Annotated in this window: 22 protein-coding genes and 2 riboswitches; of the genes, 5 read left to right on the top strand and 17 right to left on the bottom strand. The window is 27.8% G+C overall.

What is annotated here, in order from left to right; all coding sequences use genetic code 11:
• From moaC to recQ, 15 genes are all read right to left on the bottom strand, one after another.
• On the bottom strand, positions 1 to 471 hold the full coding sequence (gene moaC / locus ACTG46_RS09315) for a cyclic pyranopterin monophosphate synthase MoaC (RefSeq protein ID WP_054276629.1): 471 nt from the start codon (positions 469 to 471) through the stop codon (positions 1 to 3).
• 3 nt (positions 472 to 474) lie between these two features.
• Positions 475 to 1,434, bottom strand: coding sequence for a GTP 3',8-cyclase MoaA (moaA, locus tag ACTG46_RS09310; RefSeq protein WP_054270194.1), 960 nt, complete (start codon positions 1,432 to 1,434; stop codon positions 475 to 477).
• Between the two features lie 46 nt (positions 1,435 to 1,480).
• Entirely contained in the window at positions 1,481 to 1,984 is a 504-nt protein-coding gene (locus tag ACTG46_RS09305) for a MogA/MoaB family molybdenum cofactor biosynthesis protein (RefSeq protein WP_054270193.1), read from the bottom strand.
• 479 nt (positions 1,985 to 2,463) lie between these two features.
• Positions 2,464 to 2,790 carry a heavy metal-binding domain-containing protein gene (locus ACTG46_RS09300; RefSeq protein WP_054270192.1) on the bottom strand — a complete coding sequence of 109 codons (327 nt, stop codon included), beginning with the start codon at positions 2,788 to 2,790 and terminating at the stop codon, positions 2,464 to 2,466.
• 141 nt (positions 2,791 to 2,931) lie between these two features.
• The gene (locus ACTG46_RS09295) at positions 2,932 to 3,303 is read right to left on the bottom strand and encodes a CoA-binding protein (protein WP_054270191.1); all 372 of its coding nucleotides are present in this window, start codon (positions 3,301 to 3,303) and stop codon (positions 2,932 to 2,934) included.
• A gap of 47 nt (positions 3,304 to 3,350) precedes the next feature.
• Positions 3,351 to 3,854, bottom strand: a complete 504-nt coding sequence (locus ACTG46_RS09290; protein WP_065388474.1) for a molybdenum cofactor guanylyltransferase — start codon at positions 3,852 to 3,854, stop codon at positions 3,351 to 3,353.
• Positions 3,855 to 3,982: 128 nt separating this feature from the next.
• The gene (locus ACTG46_RS09285) at positions 3,983 to 5,350 is read right to left on the bottom strand and encodes a GTP pyrophosphokinase (protein ID WP_054270190.1); all 1,368 of its coding nucleotides are present in this window, start codon (positions 5,348 to 5,350) and stop codon (positions 3,983 to 3,985) included.
• Between the two features lie 370 nt (positions 5,351 to 5,720).
• A complete protein-coding gene (locus ACTG46_RS09280) occupies positions 5,721 to 7,115 on the bottom strand; it encodes a YfcC family protein (protein WP_054270189.1) in 1,395 nt (464 codons plus the stop codon).
• 177 nt (positions 7,116 to 7,292) lie between these two features.
• Entirely contained in the window at positions 7,293 to 7,994 is a 702-nt protein-coding gene (locus ACTG46_RS09275; protein ID WP_231301352.1) for a thiamine phosphate synthase, read from the bottom strand.
• Entirely contained in the window at positions 7,995 to 9,098 is a 1,104-nt protein-coding gene (gene thiH, locus ACTG46_RS09270; protein ID WP_479923994.1) for a 2-iminoacetate synthase ThiH, read from the bottom strand.
• A 16-nt stretch (positions 9,099 to 9,114) separates the two neighbouring features.
• On the bottom strand, positions 9,115 to 9,885 hold the full coding sequence (locus tag ACTG46_RS09265; RefSeq protein WP_054270186.1) for a thiazole synthase: 771 nt from the start codon (positions 9,883 to 9,885) through the stop codon (positions 9,115 to 9,117).
• A 62-nt stretch (positions 9,886 to 9,947) separates the two neighbouring features.
• The gene (gene thiF / locus ACTG46_RS09260; protein WP_479924064.1) at positions 9,948 to 10,751 is read right to left on the bottom strand and encodes a sulfur carrier protein ThiS adenylyltransferase ThiF; all 804 of its coding nucleotides are present in this window, start codon (positions 10,749 to 10,751) and stop codon (positions 9,948 to 9,950) included.
• The gene (thiS, locus tag ACTG46_RS09255; RefSeq protein WP_479923993.1) at positions 10,744 to 10,938 is read right to left on the bottom strand and encodes a sulfur carrier protein ThiS; all 195 of its coding nucleotides are present in this window, start codon (positions 10,936 to 10,938) and stop codon (positions 10,744 to 10,746) included. The genes thiF and thiS overlap by 8 nt, the downstream gene beginning before the upstream one ends.
• Positions 10,939 to 10,982: 44 nt before the next feature.
• A complete protein-coding gene (gene thiC / locus ACTG46_RS09250; protein WP_054276625.1) occupies positions 10,983 to 12,284 on the bottom strand; it encodes a phosphomethylpyrimidine synthase ThiC in 1,302 nt (433 codons plus the stop codon).
• Positions 12,285 to 12,424: 140 nt separating this feature from the next.
• Positions 12,425 to 12,536: riboswitch (TPP riboswitch) on the bottom strand.
• An 88-nt stretch (positions 12,537 to 12,624) separates the two neighbouring features.
• A complete protein-coding gene (gene recQ, locus ACTG46_RS09245; protein ID WP_479923992.1) occupies positions 12,625 to 15,108 on the bottom strand; it encodes a DNA helicase RecQ in 2,484 nt (827 codons plus the stop codon).
• A 187-nt stretch (positions 15,109 to 15,295) separates the two neighbouring features.
• A riboswitch (FMN riboswitch) is annotated at positions 15,296 to 15,417 on the top strand.
• A 132-nt stretch (positions 15,418 to 15,549) separates the two neighbouring features.
• Between recQ and ribD the strand changes: the two genes are divergently transcribed.
• From ribD to ribH, 4 genes are all read left to right on the top strand, one after another.
• Complete coding sequence (gene ribD / locus ACTG46_RS09240; protein WP_479923991.1) at positions 15,550 to 16,662, top strand: bifunctional diaminohydroxyphosphoribosylaminopyrimidine deaminase/5-amino-6-(5-phosphoribosylamino)uracil reductase RibD; 1,113 nt, start codon at positions 15,550 to 15,552, stop codon at positions 16,660 to 16,662.
• A 30-nt stretch (positions 16,663 to 16,692) separates the two neighbouring features.
• Positions 16,693 to 17,358, top strand: a complete 666-nt coding sequence (locus ACTG46_RS09235; RefSeq protein ID WP_479923990.1) for a riboflavin synthase — start codon at positions 16,693 to 16,695, stop codon at positions 17,356 to 17,358.
• 22 nt (positions 17,359 to 17,380) lie between these two features.
• Positions 17,381 to 18,574, top strand: a complete 1,194-nt coding sequence (locus ACTG46_RS09230; RefSeq protein ID WP_074178308.1) for a bifunctional 3,4-dihydroxy-2-butanone-4-phosphate synthase/GTP cyclohydrolase II — start codon at positions 17,381 to 17,383, stop codon at positions 18,572 to 18,574.
• Between the two features lie 104 nt (positions 18,575 to 18,678).
• Positions 18,679 to 19,140: a 6,7-dimethyl-8-ribityllumazine synthase gene (gene ribH / locus ACTG46_RS09225; RefSeq protein ID WP_021384489.1), complete on the top strand. Its 462-nt coding sequence runs from the start codon at positions 18,679 to 18,681 to the stop codon at positions 19,138 to 19,140.
• Positions 19,141 to 19,326: 186 nt separating this feature from the next.
• On the opposite strand, the gene ACTG46_RS09220 is transcribed toward ribH, so the two are convergent.
• Positions 19,327 to 19,941: a hypothetical protein gene (locus ACTG46_RS09220; protein WP_479923989.1), complete on the bottom strand. Its 615-nt coding sequence runs from the start codon at positions 19,939 to 19,941 to the stop codon at positions 19,327 to 19,329.
• 271 nt (positions 19,942 to 20,212) lie between these two features.
• On the opposite strand from ACTG46_RS09220, the gene ACTG46_RS09215 reads away from it, so the two are divergent.
• On the top strand, positions 20,213 to 20,641 hold the full coding sequence (locus tag ACTG46_RS09215) for a hypothetical protein (protein WP_074178310.1): 429 nt from the start codon (positions 20,213 to 20,215) through the stop codon (positions 20,639 to 20,641).
• Between the two features lie 177 nt (positions 20,642 to 20,818).
• Here the strand turns inward: ACTG46_RS09215 and ACTG46_RS09210 are convergent, their stop codons facing one another.
• Positions 20,819 to 22,270 (bottom strand): alanine/glycine:cation symporter family protein, encoded by a 1,452-nt coding sequence (locus tag ACTG46_RS09210; protein WP_054276621.1) that lies wholly within the window; start codon positions 22,268 to 22,270, stop codon positions 20,819 to 20,821.
• Between the last annotated feature and the right edge of the window lie 430 nt (positions 22,271 to 22,700).

Here is a 22,700-nt window from a genome sequence, read left to right as displayed (position 1 = left end):
TTACTCAAACTTAAAATCTCCTGATTTTCCACCAGTCTTCTCTACAAGATGTATATTACTTATAACCATTTTTTTATCAACTGCTTTACACATATCATAAATTGTAAGTGCTGCCAAAGAACATGCATTTAAAGCTTCCATCTCCACTCCAGTCTTTCCAAGAGATTTGCAAGTTGCATATATCCTAATAGCAGACTCAGAATCATCTATATCAAATTCCAAATCACATCCTACTAATTTTATCTGATGGCACATTGGTATATTTGAAGATGTATTTTTAGCTCCCATTATACCTGCAACCTGAGCTACAGATAGTACATCTCCTTTTTTTATCTGACCATTTTTTACTTTGTCTAAAGCTTCTCTACTAAGAGTAATTGTAGCTGTTGCTATAGCAGTTCTTTTAGTGTCATCTTTTTCACTTATATCTACCATCTTGGCATACCCTTTTTCATTTATATGTGTTAACATTACTTATCCTCCAATTTCATACATACGTCTATTTGTATCACTACATTTATTTTCTATTAGATGATGTTTTTCTGGCTTCTGTTTTATTATATCTTTCATTGATTCCCTAAATAACAATGGTTTATGTAAAAATGGTTTTATGTCTATTTCTTCTTTTGAATGTAGACACAATTTTATTGCACCACTAGAAGTAAGTCTAATACGATTACATGTATTGCAAAATGAACAACTTAATGGAGTTATAATTCCTATTCTTCCTTTGGCTCCCTTAAACATATAATATTCTGCTGTACTTTTTTCTTCATTTTTAACTTTATATAGTCCATATATTTTTTCAACCATTTCTTTTACATTAAAATAACCTTTTTTATAAACTCTATTAGCTTCACCTAATGGCATAAGCTCTATAAATCTTACATCAATTGGTGATTTAACAGTTAAAAACATAAAATCTTTAAGTTCATCATCATTAAATCCACTTATAGCAACACAGTTTAATTTTACTTTTATGCCTAAATTTAAACAAGATTCAATCGATTTTAAGACATCTTTTAAATTTCCACCTCTTGTTACAGATTTATACTTATATTCCTTCAAAGAATCTAAACTTATATTAACTTTATTTAAACCACATTTTTCAAGCTCAGAGATTCTATCAGAAAGCCCAATAGCATTAGTTGTCATTCCAATATTATTTATTCCACATTCTTCTTTTGTAAATTTTATAAGTTCATTTAACTTAGGATATAAAAGAGGCTCTCCCCCAGTAAATCTAACCTTGGTTATTCCTTGTTCTGACATAGCCTTTATAATGAATTTATAATCTTCAAAACTTAGATTTTCATTTATATAATTTTTATCAAATTTTACATCTGGTGGCATACAATAGACACACCTTAAATTACACTTATCTGTAAGTGAAATACGAAGGTAGTCTATTTTTCTTCCATACTTATCAATCATACTCTATCTACCTCTTTGTCTATTTTTTATCTATCTAGATTATATACTATTTACTTTTTTTAGTTGCACATTCTGTAGCTTCTCCTCTTAAAATTTCTATGCCATGGTCTAAAACATCAATTATAAAACTTAAATTTTCAACTGCACCTTTTGGACTTCCAGGTAAGTTTATTATTATAGAATTATTTCTTATTCCACTTACACCTCTACTTAGTATAGCTTTTTTGGTAATTTCTGTAGATTTCATTCTCATATATTCACTTAAACCTGGTATTTCTTTTTCTAATACTTCCTTAGTCGCTTCTGGAGTTACATCTCTTTTTGAAAAACCAGTCCCACCATTAGTAAGAATTAAATCTATTTTATTACTATCACAAAGTTTTACAATATTTTCCTTTAACATTTCCTTGTCATCTTTTATCAATACATATTCAATAACTTTATAATCTCCTGTATTTTCAACAAATTCAATTAGTTTTTTTCCTGTTATATCTTCTCTTTTTCCTTCATAGCCTTTATCGCTAAGTGTTATAATTGCAACATTAAACATATAATTTCACCCCTTTATACATTAACTAGACCTTTAAAAATAAAAACCAATTTAATAAAACCTACTCTATTTTATTTCCATTTTTCTCAGTAATATAACATATTATATCTACATTTCTTATCATATAACTTAATAGTACATACATTTTTATTATTCCAACGTTCACAAAATAAAAAATATTAACTTATAACTATTCCAAATATAAAACTAGTATATATGTAATCTATTTAACAAATGTACAATTACTTCCAATTTCTATAACTATTATAACATTGTCTATATTTTCTCTACTAATAAATTTTTTTAAGTCTATACCATATATTATATAATATAATTTTATTTATTTATATAATATCATCCCATTTTATTATCATAACGATTAAAATTCTTTCTTATATCAGTTTTTCCAAATAAAAAAAGGCATCCATAAAATTTTTAAAAGATGCCTCTTTTTAACTATTTATATTTTATTTTTCAAATTAATTCTTATCATCTTCTAAAATAACTGCTGTTCCATAAGCAAGCATTTCTGCTGCACCTTGCATAACTGAAGCTGAAGATAATCTAAATGCTATTATTGCATTTGCACCTTTAGCTTCTGCATCTTCAACCATCCTACCTATAGCAATTTGTCTTGCTTCAGTAAGCATTTCATTATATCCTGTAAGCTCTCCTCCAACAAGGTTTTTAAAGCTTGCTCCTATATCTTTTCCAACATGTTTTGCTCTTATTGTACTTCCTCTAACTAGTCCTAGAACTTCTGATATTTTTTTGCCTTCGACTTTTTCTGTGGTAACTATTAACATAATATATCAACTCCTTTATATCGTATTTAATATATTATATCATGCAACTTATAACTTTTTTAATAAATATTGTAACTTAATGTTTCATTAGTTAATCTATACTATAAAATAATGTGTTTGGTTAACTAGTTGTACCTTTTATTATTTAGTTAACTCATCATGTAAATTTAAATTATATTCTACATTCAATTTTAAATCTTTAATCTTTTTAATCATCATTTCACTAAAGCTTCCTTTTTCAAACCATATGTTTTGTATATCTAAAAGTTCTACTTCTTCTAAAATCACATCCATCTTAGATTGTTTGTCAATAATGGCCACAACGTCAATATTGTGTGGTACATCTTTTAAACACTCATACACATCTATACCTTCAATAGGTTTCTTTTCTTCATCTATAGCAACAACTTTGTACATATTCTTTTTAAGTTCATCTAATATTTTATATGCTTTACTTTCTTCATCGCTATTATTTAATATTACTGCCCAAGAATCGCATTTAAGTAAATTCATAAACTCTCCTCCATATAAATCCTACTCTATTTTATAACCATATCTAATTAAACTCCAGTTAATTTTTTATATTCATTAACAGTATTTACATTTAAAAATAAATCTTCATCATCAAAGTATATATAGCTTTTATCTATTTTGTCTATAAGGCTTCTGAGCTTTAAATCATTTCCTTCTATACATAAGGATACCTTATTTATTATACTCTTTTTATACCCAGAACACAATGGTTGTAACTTACCATTTGTCACTGAAATCACGCTTTTATCATCCATTTCATTAGCTATTCTTTCTACTATTTCACTATTTAGATATGGCATATCACATGCAACTATAACTATATCATACTTTGCATATTCAAGAGCAGTATATATTCCTCCAATTGGACCAACATTTTTTATTATATCATTATAAACTTTAATATTATATTTAGAATATAATTCTTCATTATTAGATATTATTATTACTTCATCAAAATTTTTAAATACTTCTATTGCAATTTCAATAAAAGGCTTTTCATGTAATTCTAGAAAAGCTTTATTTCTTCCCATTCTAGAATTTTTTCCCCCTGCTAAAATTACACCTGTTTTCTCTATATAAATCTCCCCCTTTAGAATATTCTTCTAACTTTATATGTATTTGAAAAATGGCGCATTAGCGCCATTTTAAAATTAATTGATTACTCAAATATTTGAATAATTTTTTCTTTAAATGCATTCATAAGCTTTTCTTTTTCTTCTAAGTATTCACCATAGCATTCATATTCTCTGCATATACAATTTATAATTTCACTTGATGTAAAGTTTATCTTTTCAAGATTATAGTTATACAAAATTTCAACACTATCAATTTCACTTATGCTATTGAATATACATTCATACATATCTTCAATTATAAGTTGACTATTTTCTTCAAATTGACATAAAAGTTGTTCTCTATTTTCTTCTAGTAATACATTTTCTTTTATAAACTCTACAAAGTTTTCAAAGTCTTCTGTATTGTTACATGGTTCTATTTCAAATAGTATTCTAAAAAATAAATTCCATGGGAATTCTGTATTTAATCTGCTTCTAAAATGATTTCCTAGGTCTTTACAAAATTTATCATCAAATGTTGGTTCTCTTTCAAATTCTATTTGCTCATTAAAATCTATGTCTTTATTTACAATCTCATTTAGTCTTGCAAACTCATCAAGCATGAAATTGCCCAAAACTTCATCACTTATATCCTGTTTATTAAAAGAATAGCTTAATATAGTCTCACAGGGTTTTTTAAAATCCACAACAAAACCTATACTTTTATTCATCTTTTCAGAAAAAGCATCATATACTAATTTCGCAAATAGTTTTTCAATTTCTTTTTTACTTACTTTCATATTAAAAGACTTTCCTGAATGAAAGTTTTTATAAATGCTTAAAAGCTGATTATCAATCATAGTAAGATTATTCTTTATAGAGTCCATCATATCCTTTATAAATTTATCAGCAAGTAAATATGTGTTATTTTTATAAATTATTTTATGTTCAATTTCACTCCAAAACACATTTACAAGAGACTTAATTTGAAGCTCAAATTTTACTTCTCTATCTAAATATGCAAAAACTCCATCTATTTTATATATTTCAAATCCATTTTTTTGTTTATTAGGTTGTCTTTCAGACAATTTTAATTTAATATTCTTATTTTCTTTATTATAATAGTTTACCTTGTCGTCTGTTTTATTAAAGTATCTTCTTAGAAGTCTATATATCTTGTTTTCATCCTCAATAAATCTGCATTCAATTCTCAAACCTATTAAGTCAGAGACATTGTGAATAAGATTACTTGCTTCTCCATATTTTTTTAAATATCTATTTCTAATTATCTTTTCTCTTAAACTTGATTCTGATTTTATTCTAGAGGTTACATTTATATATTCTTGATTTTTTTCATCCAAAATATTTTCAAAATACTCTTCTATTTCATCTGATATAGTTTCTAATGTTGGAGACATTGTCCTCAACATCTCAATAGACTCTTCAATAAAATCAAATTCTTTTAATCCCATAAATTTTTACACTCCCATATTTAATAACTGTTAGCTATTTCAGTTCTTTATATTTGATTACACTCTTATTTTAACATTTTTTCCTACTATAAGTAAGTATTCTCCAAAAACCTTCATATATATTTCAAATTAGAATTAATTTCTTTAGTTTTTTGACTTTTAATTTAATTTTATTTAGCTAATTTGATATAAAAAATAAGAGATTGAAAGAGAAAATATACACTTACTAAGATATTTTGTCATTTATTATATAAAAAATAAATTGCCACTAAATTATTTTTAGTGGCAATTTATTGAAAATCATATTTTGGGTATTCTATTTCTTAGTATCTTATATAATCTCTAGCTATATTGAATAAACTCTCTTTAATTAAAATCCTATATATATACCTATTGTCAAAAAGACTAGAGATACAGCTGTCAAAATCAACAATATAGGCATTATAAATCTTACCCATTTTGAAAAAGGAATATGAGCTACTGCAAGTGCTCCCATCAATACCCCTGAAGTCGGAGTTATGAAGTTTGTAAGACCAACCCCAAATTGATAAGCAGTTACTATTACTTGAGCTGATATATTAACCAAATCACCAAGAGGAGCAAGTACAGGTACTGTAAGTGAAGCAAGACCTGAAGATGATGGAATTAAAAATGCCAATGCAGCTTCCAAGAAGAAAGATAAATATACAAATATAACTTTTGGAAGGCCACCTAAAAAAGCTGCTGCGGAATTTAATATAGTATCTATTATAAATCCATTTTGAGCAATTATTACGATTCCACGAGCTAATGCTATGGCAAGAGCGGCTGATGCTAAATCTTTGGCTCCATCTATAAAACTTTCTGAAATTTCAATTTGAGATAATCTACCAACTAAACCAGAAAGTACTCCTATGGCAGCAAAACACATTGATATCTCTGGAATATACCATCCTTGACTTAAGACACCCCAAATCATTATTGCCATACCTATTCCAAAGATAGCAAGAACAGATACTTCTTTAAAAGTAAATTCTTTTATTTCTGTTGAAGTTTGATTAAGTATTGATTTATTATTTTTATCTATTTCATATACTATTGAACTTTCAGGATTTTCTTTAACTTTCTTAGCATAATACATAACAAACGCTATACTTATTAATATATAAGCTATAAAAATAACTACTCTATATGCTACTCCTGAACCTGGAGCAAGTTGAGCTAGTGCCTGTGCAATACCAACCGAGAATGGGTTTATTGTCGAAGCTGCAGCTCCTGCTGCTGCTCCTATAAATACAATTGCTATGGCGGTTAGAGAATCATATCCTAAGGATGTCATAAGTGGAACAAATATCATATAAAATGGTAATGTCTCCTCTGCCATCCCAAATGTAGTACCTCCAAGACCAAATAAAATCATTGATATTGGAATTATAAGAAGTTCTTTTCCTTTAAATTTAGATATAACTGATGCTATTCCTGCTTCTATAGCTCCAGTTCTATTTACAATACCAAAGGCACCTCCAACTATTAATACAAAGCCTACAACCTCTGCTGAATCGATAAAACCTTCTATTGGTGCCTTAAAAACATCTGCAAACCCTTGAGGATTGCTTTCAACACTTTGATAAGTTCCTGGTACAACTACCATTCTGCCTTCTACATCTTCTCTACTAAATTCACCACTTGGTACTACCCAAGTCAATATTGCCATTAAGACTATTAGTAAAAATATTATTGTAAAAGTGTGTGGTATAATAAATCGTTTCTTTTTACTGTCAGTCATTATAATGTCCTCCATACTTTACTAAATTTTAAATCTTTTAGGATATTGTTTAATCTCTCTGACTAAAGTTTTCCCTTTTTACAATTTTTTATTAGCAAAGATACAAAATAAAAAAGTTATCTTTTAAATTTTAAAAGATAACTTTTTTATTTTTCTTTAAATTAAGGATTCCATATACTATTTTAATAATTCAATTTTTTCATTATAATCTGAGATTGTTTTTTTAATATCTTTAGATTTCATTATAGTTGACATTATGGCAAAATCATCACAGTATTTCAATGTTTCTTTGACATTGGATGGTAAAATTCCTCCTAGCGCAACTATCTTAATATCAGTAATCTTCTTAGCTTCTTTTAGAAGCTCAATTCCTTTTGGATGTAAACCTTCTTTACATTTAGTTTCATATATATGTGACAAGGTTATGTAATCTACTCTTATATTTTTATTTCTCATCAAATTTTCTAAATGTTCTACCTCCTCTATTTGATGTAAAGATAATCCCAGTATTTTATCTTTATTAAAACTGTAATTATTTTCAAGTAAATCCAAGAATACTTTAAAAGGAAGATGAATCCCTTGGCAATCTGTTTTTTCAAAAAATTCAATATTACTATTTACTATAAAGTTAACTTTAAGTTTATTAATACTTTCTTTCTGATTTATATTAATCTTCAAATTTTTATTCAGTATTTTCTCTTGAAAATCTATACAATTGATTTTGGTTTTTATTTTCATATATAATTTGTTTAATTCTTCATATTCTAAATCTTTTTCTCTTATTATAATGTTTTTTATACCACTCAATATAGACTCTTTAATAACTTCTAAATATCTTTCTTCATTACATAATAATTTTCTGTTTGTTATCAAATACATCTAAAATCTTTCCCAGTCTTTAAATACATGTTGATATCCAATTGAGTTTAACATCTTCTCTACATCTGCAACAGTGCTTTCATCATTTATCTTAAATTGAGCAGTATCATGCTCATCTTGAGAATGCCCCCCTACATCAGTAGAAACACCTGCACTCAATTTAGTTACTCCTAAAGGTATTATATGACTTCTCATTTCCAAGTTTTCTCTAGTTGATATATTTATTGCTGCATGTGGGTCAAACAATCTCATACATATCATAGCTTGAACCAAATCAGTATCACTTATATCTACTAATTCTTCAAAACAACCTTTAAAAGGTCTCATTCTTGGTGTTGAATATGAAAGCTCAATATGAGGATATTTTGTTTTTAAATATTTCCCATGCAATATTGTAAAAAAGGTTTCTTTTCTAAAATCATTCAACCCTAAAAGTGCTCCTATCGATAAAGTCCTCATGCCTGCTTTTGCCCCTCTTTCAGGAGCATCTAACCTAAATTTATAATTTGCTTTTGGGCCTTTTATATGCACTTTTTTGTATATTTCCTCGTCATAAGTTTCCTGATATACTGTTAGACCTTCAACGCCTTTATCTACAATATACTTATACTCTTCTACTTCCATTGGATAGACTTCTATACCTATAGATGGAAATTTTTCTCTTAATATTTCTATAGCCTCACCTATATATTCCACACTTGAATGAAAACTACTCTCTCCAGTCAAAACAAGTAAATGTTTAAAACCTTCTTTTGAAATTACATTTCCCTCTTCTCTAATTTCATCCATAGTTAATTTTTTTCTTTTTATTCCACTTTTTATATTATAACCACAGTAAACACATTGATTTACACAATAATTTGCTATATACATTGGTGTATATAAACATACTGTTTTTCCAAAATATTGAACACTTAATTTATGTGCTTTCTGAGCCATGGCTTCTAAATATTTTACAGCAGTTTTAGAAAGCAAATTTAATATATCAAAATCTTCAAGCTTGTCCTTTGATAAACTTCTTAAAACATCATTATCAGTAACATTATTTAAATATCCATCAAAATCAAAATCTCTATATTTTTCTATTACATCATAAAAACTCATCACCAATCACCACTTTCTATAAATTGCCTAAAAAACCTGTTAAAGGAGAAGATGCGTTTGCAAATTCTGATACACTTCCTGTTTTTGCGAGATATGCTTCTCTTCCACCCTCTACAGCTAGTCTAAATGCTCTTGCCATTTGTACAGGATTTCCTGCTGAAGCTATCGCAGTGTTAACGAGTACAGCATCAGCTCCCATTTCCATAGCTTCCATAGCTTGAGATGGTTTGCCAATACCCGCATCCACTATTATTGGTATATCTAATTCATCTATCATTATTCTTATCATTTCTTTCATTTGAAGCCCTCTATTTGAACCAATTGGAGCCCCGAGAGGCATAACTGCTGCTGCATTAGCTTCTATAAGTCTTCTTCCAGCATAAAGGTCTGGTGTCATATATGGAAGAACTATAAATCCTTCATCAGCAAGTATTCTTGTAGCTTTTATAGTTTCTTCATTATCAGGAAGTAAATATCTAGTATCTGATATCACTTCTATTTTTATAAAATCTCCACATCCCATTTTTCTGGATATTCTAGCTATTCTTACTGCTTCTTCTGCATTAGTAGCTCCTGATGTATTTGGAAGTATTGTCATTTCTTTCGGAATATATGTTAATATATTCTCTTGTTTATTATCTAAATCCACTCTTCTAAGTGCCATTGTTATTATCTCACTGCCACTTTCTTTTATTACCTCAGGCAATATATTATTTGAACCATATTTACCTGTTCCAACCAACAATCTACTATTGAATTCATGTCCACCAAGTACCAATTTATCCATATTATTTCCCTCCATGTACAACTTTTTTAATATTCAATCTTTTTAGAATTTAATTTTAGTATTTACATATTTATAAGTATTTGTGTTACCAAGTTTGCCATGTGATTTGCACAGATAGCAACCCTTGGAGCCATAAGACCTTCACCAAATTTAGCTTCATTTACAAAATCACCACATATATAAAACTTGTCTTTTATCTTCTTAGTAGTTATTATATTTGAATCATAATAACCTGCCATACCTGATGATGCTATTAGATATTTATCTTTTAAATTTATTAACACATAGTTACAAACCTGTGCCTTACATGATGCATCATCAAAAGCTTCAATTATCAAATCTGAATCTTTAATAGTATCCATATTATGTTTATTTAAAAAAATATCTTGTTTCTTTAGCTTTATAAACGGATTTATTTTTTTTATATTTTCTATCATAGCATCAGTTTTTAATTTTCCAATATCATCTATAAAATACTGCTGTCTATTTAGATTAGAAGGTTCTACAACATCATAGTCTATAAGTAAAAGTTCTCCTACTCCAATTCTGGCTAAAGAGATAGCTATATTGGACCCAAGTCCCCCTAACCCCAATATAGCAACCTTCCCTTTTTTTAACTTATTATGTATATTTGGAGTATGTCTCGCAATCAATAAGTTTTCTAATTCATCAAATGATGGCTTGACTCCCTTTTGTATAAGTGTTAATTTATCGTTCTCACAAAGAGGAATATCTGTTTTAATTGGATATCCATTTAATACTAATACATCACATTTACAATTATAATCATCTCTAACTTTGTAGGCAGTCGTATTTTCTTCAACATCTGTTAATAATTCATTTACAAATATCTTTATTTTAACCACCTCCAACAAAACTAATAAGCTCTATAATATCTTCGTCTTTCAATATATATGTACTGTAGTTGGATTCTTCAATTATTTCTAGATTTACTTCAACTACAACTCTATCACTATTTAAGTTATATTTATTTAATAAATCTATTATAGTCAAATCTTTTTTAAATTCAACATCCTTCCCATTAACCTTCACCAAATCACCTCCTCTTTTTAAATCTATTTTATTCTAATCACAAATTATATTAAATTAAGTTCCTCATTATTTAGTATTTTCTTAACTGTTCTCATTGAACACATTTTTCCACACATAGTACAGCTATCTTCATGAGTAGGAGTTGATTCATCTCTATATCTCTTAGCTTTTTCAGGGTCTATTGCAAGTCTAAACATTTCACACCAATCTAAATCAGCTCTGGCTTTACTCATCTTATTATCCCATTCACGAGCACCTTTAACGTTTTTAGCTATATCTCCTGCATGAGCAGCTATTTTTGCAGCTATTATACCTTCTTTCATGTCATCTAAATTAGGTAATCTTAAGTGTTCTGCTGGAGTTACATAACATAAAAAGTCTACTCCTTTAGCACATGCCAAAGCTCCTCCTATTGCACTTGTTATATGGTCATAACCTGGTGCTATATCTGTAACTAATGGCCCAAGAACATAAAAAGGTGCTCCATGACACAATCTTTTTTCTAATACTACATTTGCTTCTATCTCATCAATAGCCATATGTCCAGGTCCTTCTATCATTACTTGTACATTTCTCTCCCACGCTCTTTTAGTAAGCTCACCTAATACTACTAGTTCCTGAATTTGAACTCCATCAGTAGAATCTTTTATACAGCCAGGTCTACAAGCATCTCCTAAACTCAATGTAACATCGTATTCCTCACATATATCCAATATTTTATCAAAATTAGTATAAATAGGATTTTCCTTATTATTCAATTCCATCCATGCAAATAACAGAGAACCTCCACGAGATACTATATGAGTTAATCTTTCATGATTTTTTATCTTTTGGCAAACATTCCTTGTAAGACCTGCATGTATAGTGATAAAGTCAACTCCATCAATAGCATGTTGTCTTATTACATTCAAAAACTCTTCTTCTGTTATATCTTTTAATTCTTTTTCTAAATATCCCACTGCATCGTACATAGGTACTGAACCTATCATTGCAGGTGAAATTTCAACCACTTTTTCTCTAAATTCTCTAGTTTTACCATAGTTACTCAAATCCATTATAGCTTCAGCTTTCATGTCTATTGCTACTCTAACTTTTTCAAGTTCTTTTTCTATATCCTTACAATCTCTTGAAATTCCTAGATTTACATTTATCTTTGTTCTTAAATTTTTACCTACACCTTCTGCACTTAAAGATTTATGATTTTTATTAGCAGGTATAACAACTTGTCCATTTGCTATTAATTCTCTTAGTTCATTCACATCTACTTGCTCTTTTTGAGAAACGATTTCCATTTCTTTAGTTATTATGCCTTTTCTAGCAGCATCCATTTGTGTTGTATAATTCATATTACAATCCTCCAAGATTAAAGTTATAGTTTTTGAAAATAAAAAAAGTGCTTTTCCTTGTTTGGAAAGCACTCTTATAATCATATATACACTTAGACAAATTTTCCCTAACATTAAATAATTTGTCTATTTATGTAACAAAATTATATTAAAAGCTTCCCTTCGCAAGCATTATCTTGATCAGGTTATTAGGGTTTGTAAGTTACGGCTTTATCTCTCAGCTAGCCAATTCTAGCGCCCCTAGCTCTAATTTTTCATTATTTTTACAAATTCAGTATAACACAGCAAAATTATTAGTTCAACACAATAATACAAATTTTATTTTTGGAGATATTAAAAATTACTCTGACATAATATCATTTTTTAAATTTTTAAGATAAGAATCAAGCATCACAGCTCTTATGTTTTCATACTTTATTGAATCTGGAAGTTTTCTTTTTATGTTATTTAAATTATCATATCCTACTTTTTCACAAACTTCTAAAATCATTTGCTTTTCATCTTCATTATAGAAATTTTCTAATTCTAAATCAAACGATATACTATGTCCATCCTTTACATAGTCATGGGCATATCCAATAATAGTCGATAATGAAATCTCTAGTTCTTGGCTAATACTTTGTATATCCTTGCCTTGATTTAATAAATCTAATGCTATTTCATTATTTTTTCTACTTTCTCCATCTAGTATTAACTTCCTTTTACCCTTTTTTTTCCAAGTAACATTAATATCATTTTCTCTTACATATTGTTTGACTTCATCCAAAATACTAGCTCCATACTTTTTAATTTTTACTCCACCTATACCTGAAATGTCCTTCAGTTGCTCTTCATCAATTGGATATCTTCCACTTATTTCTTTCAGTGTCTTATTGGATAAAATCATATATGGGAGTACTTTTTCTTTTATTGCATATTCACCTCTAATACTTAATAGTTTTTCATATAGAGCTTTATCTGAATTAACTTCAAAGAACTCACTATTAACATTATCTAAATCGACATTTTTTTCTTCACTTTTTTTGTTTATGTTGTTTTTTTCGACATATTCTTTAATTATTGTTTCAAAATCTCTACCATATTTTTGATACTTAATTTCCCCTACTCCAGATATATCTAACATCTCTTCTTTATTAATTGGATAACTGCTAGACATAGCTCTAAGTGTCCCATCACCAAATACCATATATGGAGCTATTCTTTCTTCACTTGCTATTGAATGTCTAAGCTCTCTTAAAGCACTATATAACTCATCTTCTACTTCTAATGATTTTGTCATCACGATTTCTTTAAATTCAACTTTCACTTGACCTTTTAAAACTTTCATAGACATATCATTCAATCTTATGGTTGGAAAACTTCCTCTATTTCCATTACCTAAAGTCTCAACTAAATCCAAGAATCCATGGGAAACCAATGTATTTATAAAGTTCTTTAAATCTTCACTTGAATAGTCTCTCATAATATTATATGTAGATAAAGTATTCAATTCAAGTTGTAAAATCTTTTTATTCTTAGACCCTCTAAGTACATCTACAATGGTAGTAACACCATAACTTCTTTTCATTCTAGCTACACATGAAATAACTTTTTGAGCATCTATAGTTTTATCTACTATTTCACCTTCTACTAAACAGTTACTACAATTATTACAATCTTCTATATAATTTTCTCCAAAGTAATTTAGTATTGTCCTTCTATAACATGAATTACTGTAAGCCAAGTCAATCATATATTGAAGCTTTTTGTGTTGAAACAACTTCCTTTCAGGATTCTCAACTCCAATATCGATTAAATATTTTTGTATATGTACATCTCCTGGAGAAAACAAAAGCACACATTCACTTTTCTCTCCATCTCTACCAGCTCTACCTATTTCTTGATAGTAATTTTCTATACTTTGAGGCATGTTGTAGTGTATAACCCATCTTATATTAGGTTTATCAATACCCATTCCAAATGCATTTGTTGCTACCATTATATCCACATCATCATTTATAAAATCTTCTTGATTTTTACTTCTTTCATTTTTAGATAAACCTGCATGATATTTTGATACAGATATATTTCTCTTAGATAATCCATTATGTATGTTTTCAACTTCCTTTCTAGTTGCAGCATATATAATTCCAGACTCATTTTTATGATTTTTAATATAATCTAAAATATATTTATTTTTACTAGATGATTTTACTATGTTTATTGATAAGTTTTCTCTATCAAAACCGGTTATATAACAGTCTGGATTTTCTAGACATAATAAATTTATTATATCAGCTCGTACCTCTTCTGAAGCGGTTGCTGTAAAGGCTGTAATTATAGGTCTTTTAGGTAAATTCTTTATAAAATCAGAAATCCGTCTATAACTCAATCTAAAATCATGCCCCCATTGAGACACACAATGTGCTTCATCTATTGCAATTTGACTTATGTTGTTATTATTTATTAGTTCAATAAACTCATGTGCATCTAATCTCTCTGGAGCAATATAGAGTATTTTATAATTATTTTTTCTAATATTATTTAATATCTCATTAAATTCTTTATTGCTCAGTGAACTATTTATGAAAGCAGCATTAATCCCCATAGTCTTTAAAGCATCTACTTGGTCTTTCATAAGAGATATAAGTGGAGAAATTACTATTGTCATCCCATCTAATATCAATGCTGGAAGTTGATAACAAATAGATTTACCACCTCCAGTTGGCATTATAGCTAGTACATCTTTTTCACTCAAAATAGAATTTATTATAGATTCTTGACCTTTTCTAAAGCTTGTATATCCATAGTATTTTGATAGTATTTCTAAAAGTTTTTCATTCATATATTTCTCTCCTAATTTAAATTAATTAGACTTCTTTCCTGATTATGTTCAAATTTTTATTTTTATATTCACAATCCCAGTATTTCAAAGTTTATAGACGTTCTATATTATATATTAACATATATTTTGAAAAAAATTGTTTGCAAAGTAAAATAATTTATGATACATTCTAAATATAAATTTAATACTTAATCTTCGGGGTAGGGTGAAATTCCCAATCGGCGGTATAGCCCGCGAGCCAAGCTAAAACTTGGTTGATTTGGTTAAATTCCAAAGCCGACAGTAAAGTCTGGATGGAAGAAGATATGTTTAATGAGTTTTTTGTAGAGCTGTTTTATTGTGCTCTTATTAAACATTTATTGTAGATTATTCTAAACCCTGAGTTAATTCTCAGGGTTTTTTGTTTAAAAATTATCTAATTAAACAGGAGGTGTACACATCTTGAATTTTGTGAATCAAAAAGAAAAAGACATTTATTATATGAAAAAAGCTCTTGAATTAGCTAAAAAAGGGGAAGGTTTTACAAGTCCAAATCCACTAGTTGGGTGTGTAATTGTTAAAGATAGTGAGATAATAGGCAAAGGATATCATGAGAAATTCGGCTCTAATCATGCTGAAGTAAATGCTATAAACAGTGCTAAACAAAGTTTAAAAGACTCTACTCTTTATGTGAATTTAGAACCATGTTCTCATCATGGTAAAACACCACCTTGTGTTGATAAAATTATTCAAAATAAAGTTAAAAGGGTTGTCATATCTACACTAGACCCAAACCCACTTGTTTGTGGTAATGGAGTAAAAAAATTAAAAGATAACAACATTGATGTTACTGTAGGAATATTAGAAGAAGAAGCAAAACAATTAAATGAAATATTCTTTTATTACATAAAAAATAAAAAACCTCTTTGTATTGTAAAATCGGCAGTAAGTCTAGATGGTAAAATTGCTACAAAATCACTAGAATCAAAATGGATATCTAATGAGTCTTCAAGATACCTAACTCATAAATACAGAAATAAGTATCATAGTATAATGGTTGGTACAAACACAGTTTTAAATGATAATCCCTTGCTAACTTGTAGACTTAATCAAGATGAAGTGTCTCATCCTACAAGAATAGTAATAGATACAAATCTGAGATTACCAGTTAACAGTAATTTAGTTAAAGATAAAACTAGTAAAACTATAGTTTTCACATGTTGTGAAGACAGTAAAAAATTATCAGTATTAAAAGAAAAGAATGTTGAAGTTATAATTTCTCCTAAGAAAAATGGCTTAGTTGATTTAAAATTTGTAATGTATAAACTAGGAGAACTAAACATTGATTCTGTACTAGTTGAAGGGGGTTCTACACTTAATGACAGTCTATTTAGAAATAAATTAGTTGATAAGGTCAAACTATTTTTATCCCCTAAAATTATAGGTGGTAAAGACGCACCTACATTTGTTTCTGGAGAAGGAGTAACTCGTCTAGCAGATTCAACACAACTAGTAATTAATGATGTAACTTTAATAGATGGAGATGTTTTGATAGAATCTGATGTTTTAAAATAAATTTTATGAATATATATACAGGAGGTCATAATGTTTACTGGCATAGTAGAAGAAGTTGGAATACTTAGAAAAATTACTGCTAATGGCAAAAGCGGACAAGTAACCATACTATCAAACAAAATATTAGATGGTACAAATCTTGGAGATAGTATCGCTGTAAATGGAGCTTGTCTAACTGTTTCAAAACTAGGAAAAAATGAGTTTACAGCAGATGTTATGATGGAGACAATTCGTTCTACAAATTTAGGCTCATTAAATACAAATGACAAAGTAAACCTTGAAAGAGCCATGAGCCTTTCTTCAAGATTCGGAGGTCACATAGTAACAGGGCATGTTGATGGTAAAGGTACTATTTGTAAGTTTGAAAAAAACGAAAATGCAGTTTTAGTGAGCATACGACCAGTAAAAAAACTCTTATCATCAATGATACTTAAAGGTTCAGTTGCCATTGATGGTGTAAGTTTAACTATATCATATTTGGATGATGAAATATTCAAAGTTTCTGTCATACCTCATACTAAATTGAATACTACTCTCTTAACAAAAAATGTTGGAGACTTTGTTAATTTAGAAAGTGATGTAATTGGAAAGTATGTTAATAATTTTATGATTAATAACTACAAGGAATTAAATTCTAATAGTAGTAATTGTAAATCAAATATAGATAAAGATTTTTTATTTAAAAATGGTTTTTAAAAATGATAAAGGAGTGAATTATATGTTTAATACTATTGAAGAAGCTATAAAAGATATAAAAAATGGAAAGATGGTAATTGTTGTTGATGATGAAAGTAGAGAAAATGAAGGAGATTTACTGATGGCAGCTGAGATGGCTACCCCTGAATCAATAAATTTTATGGCTACATATGGTAGAGGTCTAATTTGTCTACCTGCTACTGAAAAAAAATTTAAAAGTTTAAATATACCTCTTATGGTCAGAGAAAATACAGATACATTTCAAACAGCATTTACTGTTACTATAGATGGTGCAGATACTCTAACTGGTATATCTGCATATGAAAGAGCTGAAACTGTAAAATTATTCTGTGATGAGAATTCTACAAGTAAGGATTTCAAAACTCCTGGTCATATTTTCCCTCTAATAGCAAAAACTGGTGGAGTCCTTGTTAGAGATGGACATACAGAAGCTTCTGTAGACCTAGCTAGACTTGCAGGGTTTAAAGAAATTGGTCTTATATGTGAAATAATGAAAGATGATGGTACAATGGCAAGAGTTGATGATTTAATGATTTTTAAAGAAAAACATAATTTGAAAATTATCACTATAAAAGACCTTATAGAATATCGTAAAACAAATGAAACTACTATAGAAAAGGTATCTAGCGCTTTCCTTCCAACAAAATATGGTAACTTTGAAATCATAGGATATAAAGATACATATTCAAATGAAGAACATATTGCCCTTACTTATGGAGATATAAATAAAGAAAATACTCTAGTTAGACTTCATTCTGAATGTTTAACAGGCGATGTGTTCCACTCTTTAAAATGCGATTGTGGATTACAATTAGAATCTTCTATGAAGAAAATCGTAGAAAATGGAAATGGTGTTTTAATTTATATGAAACAAGAAGGTAGAGGTATTGGTCTTTTAAATAAAATTAAAGCTTATAAACTTCAAGAAGAAGGTTATGATACTGTAGAAGCAAATCTAATGCTTGGATTTGAAGAAGATATGAGAGATTTTTATATGGCTGCTCAAATATTAAAAAATTTAAACATAAAAAGTATAAGCCTTTTAAGTAATAATCCTGATAAAATAAATCAGTTAGAGAAATATGGAATAAAAATCAACAATAGAGTTCCTATTAACGAAGAGATTAATGACTTTAATAAGCTATATCTAAAAACTAAAAAAGATAAAATGGGACATCTATTGGATATTATATAAGTTATTAATATGATTTTTTTCTACTAAGTAATTATTTGCAATTAATATTAAATATATTTATAAATATAAATCTATAACATAAATAAAATTGGAGGAAATAAAAAATGATATATGAAGGAAAACTTATTGGAAAAGATTTAAAGATAGGTATAATAAATTCTCGTTTTAATGAATTTATAACATCAAAACTTTTATCAGGTGCTGAAGATTGCCTTTTAAGACATGATGTTTCTCCAGAAAATATAGAAATAGCTTGGGTACCTGGAGCTTTTGAAATCCCTCTTGTTGCTCAGAAAATGTCTAAAAGTGGTAAGTATGATGCTATAATCTGTTTAGGATGTGTTATAAGAGGAGCTACATCTCATTATGATTATGTATGTAGCGAAGTATCTAAGGGTATAGCAAAAGTATCTTTAGACAATGAATTGCCTGTTATTTTTGGAATCGTAACTACAGAAAATATTGAACAAGCCATTGAAAGAGCAGGTACAAAGGCTGGAAATAAAGGTTATGATTGTGCTATGAGTGCATTAGAAATGGTAAATTTATTTAAATCTCTAGATTAAATAATATCATTATTAAATAGTAGTATTGATTAAATATTAAAATCTGTCTAAATAACATAAAATACTAAATACCAAAAGGACAAAACATATTTGTTCTTTTGGTACTTAATAATTTCAAATATAATATATCTAACCTCCTACCCATTAGAATATATAAAACCTGTATACTTTTATATACTAACAATTCTATCTTGATGTATTTTTTTCAATATATAGTTTTTTGAAATTATTTATAATATCATCTACCTGAACTATCTCTCCAATATCTTCATAATTATTAGAGCTTCCTATATTATTCACATATATTTTTAACTCAGAATATACACAATCATTATGTAAGTTTTTAACGATATAAGACAGATTCTTAAAATCAATCTCATTGTAATCAAAAAAATCTACTGCTTCAGCTCCTCCATTTTTTACATATGAAATGGCAATTGCTCTACTTGTAAAGGATATGGAAATATAATTTTCTTCACAATTACTCAAAACAATATTTTGTTTAGAAAAAATTATTTTTCGACATCCTAACTGCATAAAAAATTCTTGCAATATTTTTATGTCTATACTTAATGCATCATCTTGAATTAATATATACAAAGCTGATTTCTTAATAGAAACTTTTGCTTGTATATCTCTAATAAATTTTTCAGTCTCTCCTTCAAATAGATAATAATAAAAAGGCACATTTGGAATGGGGTGTATTGAAAATGATACACTCTCTTTTAGGTCATTATCTTTATTATAAAAAATAAAACAATCATGGCATACTACAACAATATATTCCTTCTTATTGAACAATTTGCATACCCCCTCTAAGATATAAATTAATCATCAAAGTTACTTTAAAAATCTTAAAATAATTATAAATACGACTCTAAAAATAAAATACCACAAAAATATATATATTGCTATTAAAGCTATTGTTTTTATTTATAACATAGATTAATACTATACTAATTATCTATTTTATTATTTTTTTAATATACAATACAATATAATTAAGAGTAAGTGGCAATAAAATACTATGATTTAATATGTGCTTATTAAATATTTATGAGGAGAATAAATTATGAAAACATATTCAATACAAGATTTAACACCAGATAAACGTAACCTTATAGAAAAATATTCTCTTACTTTAAATGAGAATTTAATTTGGGAGTTTAAACATGGTAAATACCACACTATAAAATACTTCACACACAAGTTTGCAGTTAAAGAATCTGTTCTGGCTCTTTTGTTCAACATACACAAATTGTGCTATGCTAAAATAAAATACTTTGAGTCAAATTTTTCAAAATATGAACCTTATAAGTACAGTTATCAAGATGGATTTGTTAAATGTGAAATATATGATATGAGTTTTATGTTGCATAAATACAGTAATATAATGATAGATTTGAGAAATTTACAAGAAATCAAAACTATAGAAGAGTTTAGATTATTTTGTAATCACTTAGAAAGTTTTGAATACAATTTACAAGACTTAATTATATAACATTTTAGAGAAAATAAATCTTAGGAAAAAATTTATAGTAAGTAAACTATTTTTAAAAATAAACTATATAATAAAAAATATTACTGGAATTAAAAATTCCAGTAATATAAATTAATTAAATATTTTATTTATATAACTTACGTGTACTTCAATCTATCAAAATAGTTTTGTGATTTCTTATCCTAAATTTTCCTCTGGTAATTCCTTGTGCCACTCTGATACATTTTCTAAACCTTCTATTTCATCTGCAATAAATACAGGGTCTTTTATTCCAGATTTTTTTTGACTTGTGTAATCTTTTAAAGCGATAAATGCATACTTTCCTAAAAGCGATATTGCGATTAAGTTTATTATAGCCATCAATGCCATAAATAAGTCTGCTAGATTCCAAACTACTTCTACTTGAGTAAGAGAACCAAATAAAACCATACCTACAACGAAAACTCTAAATATATTAAGTTTAGTCTTGCTTCCACTCATAAATTCCATATTTGATTCTCCATAATAGTAATTACCTACTATAGAACTAAATGCAAATAAGAATATACAAACTGCTATAAATATGTTCCCCATTGGTCCTATATGATGAGTTAAAGCTTCTTGAGCCAATTCAATTCCAGTTGCCCCACTACTAGCATAATCTGAATATAATAATACCATAAATGCTGTACAGCTACATATGATTATAGTATCAGTAAAAACACCTAAAGATTGAATTAAACCTTGTTTTACTGGATGAGTTACATGTGCTGTTGCAGCAGCATTAGGAGCACTACCCATACCTGCTTCATTAGAGAATAGACCTCTCTTCACTCCAGTCATTACAACTCCCATAAAAGTACCAATTGCCATTCCTTTAAAATCAAATGCACTTTCAACTATTAACGCTATAATTTTTGGTATCTCTGTTATATTCATTCCAACTATAGCTAAAGCAACCAATATATATAATCCTGCAAATACAGGAACTATTATCTCAGAAACTTTTGCAACTCTATGTACTCCACCAAAAATAACTATTGCAGTTAAAATTCCAAGACCTATTCCCATAGCCATTTTACTTATTCCAAATGCATTATTAAATGCAAGCGAAACAGTATTTGCTTGAACTGCATTGAATACAAAACCATAACATATAGTTATAAGTATTGAAAATAAAACTCCCATCCATTTCTTATTTAGACCTTGCTCCATATAATATGCTGGACCACCTCTAAAAGCTTGACCATTTTTAACTTTGTAAATCTGAGCTAATGTACTCTCAACAAAGCTAGAAGCAGAACCAATTAATGCTATAAGCCACATCCAAAATACAGCACCAGGACCACCTGCCACTACTGCAATTGCTATTCCAGCTATATTTCCAGTCCCAACTCTTGAAGATGTACTTATACAAAATGCTTGGAATGAAGATATCTTCCCTTCCTTTTTTGCACTTTTATTTGCTGTACCATCACCCAGAAGTCTAAACATTTCTATAAAATATCTGAATTGTACAAAATTTGTTTTAATAGTAAAGTAAATACCAATTACAACCAACATTATAATTAAGATATACGACCATAAGTAATTGTTTACAAATACTACTGCATTATTAATGCCTGTTAAAATACCATTTAAAAAATCCATTATATTAATTACCCCCTATTTAGTTTTGTTTTCTTAATAAATCTTAAAATCAAAAAAATGAATAATTCCTTGTTAAAAATTCATTAATTTAATTATAATATTTATAAAATCAAATTACAAGGTTTGAAATGAATAATTTTTTTAATATATTGCAGTTTTATATTCAAAATCAATTTTTTTTATTGTTTTTATAATATAGATATATTTAATATTTTATAATTACTTCTAAATACAATAAATTCTATTTCTAATAGTATATTTTTTTGTTTGTCGTTTAATATTATTAGTAATGAGATTATTTTAAAATTTATTTAAATAACAAAAATTTTCTTTAAATTCTGTCAATTTCTCAGAAACTTTGTTAAATAATATACTTTTATGCATCCATTGAAAAAACAATAAAAAAGTAATACTATATATAGTACTAGCA

The sequence above is a fragment of the Clostridioides sp. LIBA-7678 genome (assembly GCF_056716065.1).
The sequence above is the reverse complement of the archived record's forward strand: the minus strand, read 5'-3'. Positions and strand labels throughout refer to the sequence as shown.

Coding starts and splice junctions, on each gene's coding strand:
- moaC (WP_054276629.1), bottom strand. CDS start 471: ATGTTAACACATATAAATGAAAAAGGGTATGCCAAGATGGTAGATATA.
- moaA (WP_054270194.1), bottom strand. CDS start 1,434: ATGATTGATAAGTATGGAAGAAAAATAGACTACCTTCGTATTTCACTT.
- ACTG46_RS09305 (WP_054270193.1), bottom strand. CDS start 1,984: ATGTTTAATGTTGCAATTATAACACTTAGCGATAAAGGCTATGAAGGA.
- ACTG46_RS09300 (WP_054270192.1), bottom strand. CDS start 2,790: ATGTTAATAGTTACCACAGAAAAAGTCGAAGGCAAAAAAATATCAGAA.
- ACTG46_RS09295 (WP_054270191.1), bottom strand. CDS start 3,303: ATGAATTTACTTAAATGCGATTCTTGGGCAGTAATATTAAATAATAGC.
- ACTG46_RS09290 (WP_065388474.1), bottom strand. CDS start 3,854: ATGGGAAGAAATAAAGCTTTTCTAGAATTACATGAAAAGCCTTTTATT.
- ACTG46_RS09285 (WP_054270190.1), bottom strand. CDS start 5,350: ATGGGATTAAAAGAATTTGATTTTATTGAAGAGTCTATTGAGATGTTG.
- ACTG46_RS09280 (WP_054270189.1), bottom strand. CDS start 7,115: ATGACTGACAGTAAAAAGAAACGATTTATTATACCACACACTTTTACA.
- ACTG46_RS09275 (WP_231301352.1), bottom strand. CDS start 7,994: ATGTATTTGATAACAAACAGAAAATTATTATGTAATGAAGAAAGATAT.
- thiH (WP_479923994.1), bottom strand. CDS start 9,098: ATGAGTTTTTATGATGTAATAGAAAAATATAGAGATTTTGATTTTGAT.
- ACTG46_RS09265 (WP_054270186.1), bottom strand. CDS start 9,885: ATGGATAAATTGGTACTTGGTGGACATGAATTCAATAGTAGATTGTTG.
- thiC (WP_054276625.1), bottom strand. CDS start 12,284: ATGAATTATACAACACAAATGGATGCTGCTAGAAAAGGCATAATAACT.
- recQ (WP_479923992.1), bottom strand. CDS start 15,108: ATGAATGAAAAACTTTTAGAAATACTATCAAAATACTATGGATATACA.
- ACTG46_RS09235 (WP_479923990.1), top strand. CDS start 16,693: ATGTTTACTGGCATAGTAGAAGAAGTTGGAATACTTAGAAAAATTACT.
- ACTG46_RS09230 (WP_074178308.1), top strand. CDS start 17,381: ATGTTTAATACTATTGAAGAAGCTATAAAAGATATAAAAAATGGAAAG.
- ribH (WP_021384489.1), top strand. CDS start 18,679: ATGATATATGAAGGAAAACTTATTGGAAAAGATTTAAAGATAGGTATA.
- ACTG46_RS09215 (WP_074178310.1), top strand. CDS start 20,213: ATGAAAACATATTCAATACAAGATTTAACACCAGATAAACGTAACCTT.
- ACTG46_RS09210 (WP_054276621.1), bottom strand. CDS start 22,270: ATGGATTTTTTAAATGGTATTTTAACAGGCATTAATAATGCAGTAGTA.